This window comes from Haloarcula sp. S1AR25-4, from assembly GCF_031624555.1.
Taxonomy (GTDB): Archaea; Halobacteriota; Halobacteria; order Halobacteriales; family Haloarculaceae; genus Haloarcula; species Haloarcula pellucida.
The window spans coordinates 1-740 of the sequence record NZ_JAMQOR010000021.1; the positions used below are offsets into that span (position 1 = coordinate 1).

Sequence of the window (740 nt, forward strand, 5' to 3'; positions counted from 1 at the left end):
GGCACTGTCTAGTTCTGAATCTCCTCAGCTGGCGTTTTACCGTCAAGCGCTTGATTGGGCCGTTCGTGGTTGTAGTGGTGTCTGAAGCGTCGTAGCCACTGTTTCGCGCTGGATTGACTGCCCCGCCAGAAAGAGTGGAAGCGGTCGATTCGCATAGTCACAGTCTGGAACCATTTTTCGGTGTGGGCCCGGATTCGATAGTCGAGTCGACCGCTCAAATCGTAGCGTGAGAGGGCAGTCAGATAGCCGCCAGCATCAACGAGAAACACTGACTCGGCGACGTCGTGTTTCTAAGTGAGCCGATGTAGGAACGCCGCCGCGGGGTCGGTCCCGCGGCGGCTGAACACATCAATTTCGAGCAGCAGCTTTGATTCAGTGTCGACAGCAGCGTACAACCACTTTTTCTCGCCATCGACCTCGATTTGTTTCTCGTCGACCGCGACGGCTGCACCGTCGGCGGGTCGCTCTGTGCTTCAGACACCGTACGAACCCAGTTCCAGACCGCACCGTGAGCACGGTCGACACCCAGCAACTCTAAGATAGCGACCGTCTCCCTGATCGACAGCCCCGCCGTATGGAGACGCACCCCAAACCGCCGGACGGGTGTCGGGGTGTGCTCGTTCTCCCAAACGTCTTGGCTGTCCTCATCTAACGTCTCTCTGAGGAGGTTTGCGAGTTGCATGAGCACTTCTCGCTACGGCCTCCTCGCTTCTCAAACTCGCTCAACTAGACAGTGCCAT

General features: G+C 57.7%; 1 pseudogene. It reads right to left on the reverse strand.

Annotated elements, in window-relative coordinates:
- Positions 1-8: 8 nt before the first annotated feature.
- Positions 9-682, reverse strand: a pseudogene (locus NDI85_RS22215) (IS6 family transposase).
- Positions 683-740: the final 58 nt, after the last annotated feature.